This window comes from Bacillus sp. C-3-6, assembly GCF_054509685.1.
In genome coordinates this window covers 297,501-300,000 of record NZ_CM137247.1, presented here as the reverse complement: position 1 = coordinate 300,000, position 2,500 = coordinate 297,501, and the positions used below count along the sequence as shown (strand labels likewise).

The following is a 2,500-nucleotide window of genomic DNA, read 5'->3' as shown; positions in this document are numbered from 1 at the left end:
CTGATCCTTTATTTCCCCGTCATCCAACTTTTGAAAGCTTTTATGATACTGAATGTATACAACTTGTTCAAACAATATTTCAAAATGATTTCGACACATATAAATACAGCAAAGAATATCCATACTAATTTTAGTCTATTATCTTTGCTAAATAAAAAAGATACCTCATATATAAGGTATCTTTTTTACATGTCAATTATATAAATCATACTGTTTAACAGTCTCTATTCTTCACCTTATTACCTTTTAATAGATTACATAACTTTTGCTTATCCGCCCATCCTACTCCAATTAAAACTAAACTCGCTCCCATTATTACTCTCCATGTCAGAGATTCATTTAATAGAATAATTGAAGTAACAATACTTATTAACGGTAATGCATTTAAATATAATCCGCTTACTGATGCTGAAACTCTCTCTAGCGCTTTATTCCAAAACCAATACGCTAAAATTGTTGCTCCAATAACAAGGTATATTACACTAAGTCCCGTTTTCCAAGTTTCAATCTTCGGTAAACCGTAATAAAGAATTTCTACCAGTGCAAATGGTAATAGAATAACAGCTCCAATAATTAAAGTTAATGTTGTAAAAACCTCGTTTGATAAATACTGTTCTTGTTTTGGTCGTTTTAGCAAAACCGTGTAGAAAGCAAATAGAAAAGTACTTAATAATATCAGTATATCTCCTATTAAAGACACTTCTTGATCAGCACTTTTAGATGGAATCGTAATAAAGAGTACTCCTATAGCACCCAATATAATTCCTATCCAATAATTCAATCGAATTTTCTCTTTCAAGAAGATTGCTGAAAAAAGAATTGTAACTAATGGTAATGCAGCATCTATGATACTAACATGTAATCCACTTGTTAAAGAAATACCGTACGATGTGAACATAAAATACCCAGCTACACCGGTAAAAGCTAACAAACTCATTCTTTTCCATGGAACTTTTTTATGTACAACTGATTTTTGTAGTTGCTTAAATGAAAATAGCATACAAATTCCACCTGCAAAGAAAAGACGAATAAACAACAAAGTAAACGGCTGGATAGATTCCAAAGCCCATTTTGTTGGCGCAATAGCTGTCCCCCATAATATAACAGCCACTAATAACATGCATATTTCTTTCATAATCCCCACACCCATCAAAAATATATATTAACTACCTTAATTATAGATTTTTTCTTATGTAAAATCCTTTAAAAACACAAAAGGTTATGCAAAAAGAGCTAGATTGCTACTTTTTGCATAACCTTTTTATATAAGATCACAAACATTCTTTTATATCTCGACTATATCCTTATAAAAGGTAATTCTTACCTTTATATTTTAAGTAATAAAAATAAACACAAAAAAACCTAAGTCGAAACGACTTAGGTTTTTGCTTGGCGACGTCCTACTCTCACAGGGACAAGGTCCCAACTACCATCGGCGCTAGAGAGCTTAACTTCCGTGTTCGGTATGGGAACGGGTGTGACCTCTCTGCCATCATCACCAAACTATGAAGGCATATTCCTTCAAAACTAGATAACATTTGCTACATATTATATGGTTAAGTCCTCGATCTATTAGTATTCGTCAGCTCCACATGTCACCATGCTTCCACCTCGAACCTATCAACCTGATCATCTTTCAGGGATCTTACTAGCTTACGCTATGGGAAATCTCATCTTGAGGGGGGCTTCATGCTTAGATGCTTTCAGCACTTATCCCTTCCGCACATAGCTACCCAGCTATGCCCTTGGCAGAACAACTGGTACACCAGCGGTGCGTCCATCCCGGTCCTCTCGTACTAAGGACAGCTCCTCTCAAATTTCCTACGCCCACGACGGATAGGGACCGAACTGTCTCACGACGTTCTGAACCCAGCTCGCGTACCGCTTTAATGGGCGAACAGCCCAACCCTTGGGACCGACTACAGCCCCAGGATGCGATGAGCCGACATCGAGGTGCCAAACCTCCCCGTCGATGTGGACTCTTGGGGGAGATAAGCCTGTTATCCCCGGGGTAGCTTTTATCCGTTGAGCGATGGCCCTTCCATGCGGAACCACCGGATCACTAAGCCCGACTTTCGTCCCTGCTCGACTTGTAGGTCTCGCAGTCAAGCTCCCTTATGCCTTTGCACTCTACGAATGATTTCCAACCATTCTGAGGGAACCTTTGGGCGCCTCCGTTACACTTTAGGAGGCGACCGCCCCAGTCAAACTGCCCACCTGACACTGTCTCCCGGGTCGATAAGACCCGTAGGTTAGAATTTCAATACAGTCAGGGCGGTATCCCACCAGCGCCTCCACCGAAGCTAGCGCTCCGGTTTCAATGGCTCCCGCCTATCCTGTACAAACTGTACCAAAATTCAATATCAGGCTACAGTAAAGCTCCACGGGGTCTTTCCGTCCTGTCGCGGGTAACCTGCATCTTCACAGGTACTATAATTTCACCGAGTCTCTGGTTGAGACAGTGCCCAAATCGTTACACCTTTCGTGCGGGTCGGAACTT

General features: G+C 40.2%; 2 protein-coding genes and 2 rRNA genes (2 of these 4 only partly in view). 1 reads left to right on the top strand and 3 read right to left on the bottom strand.

Features of this window, described 5'->3' with window-relative positions:
• On the top strand, window positions 1–128 hold the 3' end of the coding sequence (locus ACW0JX_RS01650) for a sulfotransferase family 2 domain-containing protein (protein WP_000460203.1). It extends 664 nt beyond the left edge of the window; the window shows 128 of its 792 coding nt (coding positions 665–792); the start codon falls outside the window, past its left edge; it ends in the stop codon at window positions 126–128.
• Window positions 129–214: 86 nt separating this feature from the next.
• Here ACW0JX_RS01650 and ACW0JX_RS01645 read toward each other — a convergent pair whose 3' ends face one another.
• From ACW0JX_RS01645 to ACW0JX_RS01635, 3 genes are all read right to left on the bottom strand, one after another.
• Window positions 215–1,135, bottom strand: a complete 921-nt coding sequence (locus tag ACW0JX_RS01645) for a DMT family transporter (protein ID WP_064531749.1) — start codon at window positions 1,133–1,135, stop codon at window positions 215–217.
• A 252-nt stretch (window positions 1,136–1,387) separates the two neighbouring features.
• A 5S ribosomal RNA gene (rrf, locus tag ACW0JX_RS01640) occupies window positions 1,388–1,503 on the bottom strand.
• Window positions 1,504–1,552: 49 nt separating this feature from the next.
• Window positions 1,553–2,500 (bottom strand): 23S ribosomal RNA (locus ACW0JX_RS01635) (it continues 1,974 nt past the right edge of the window).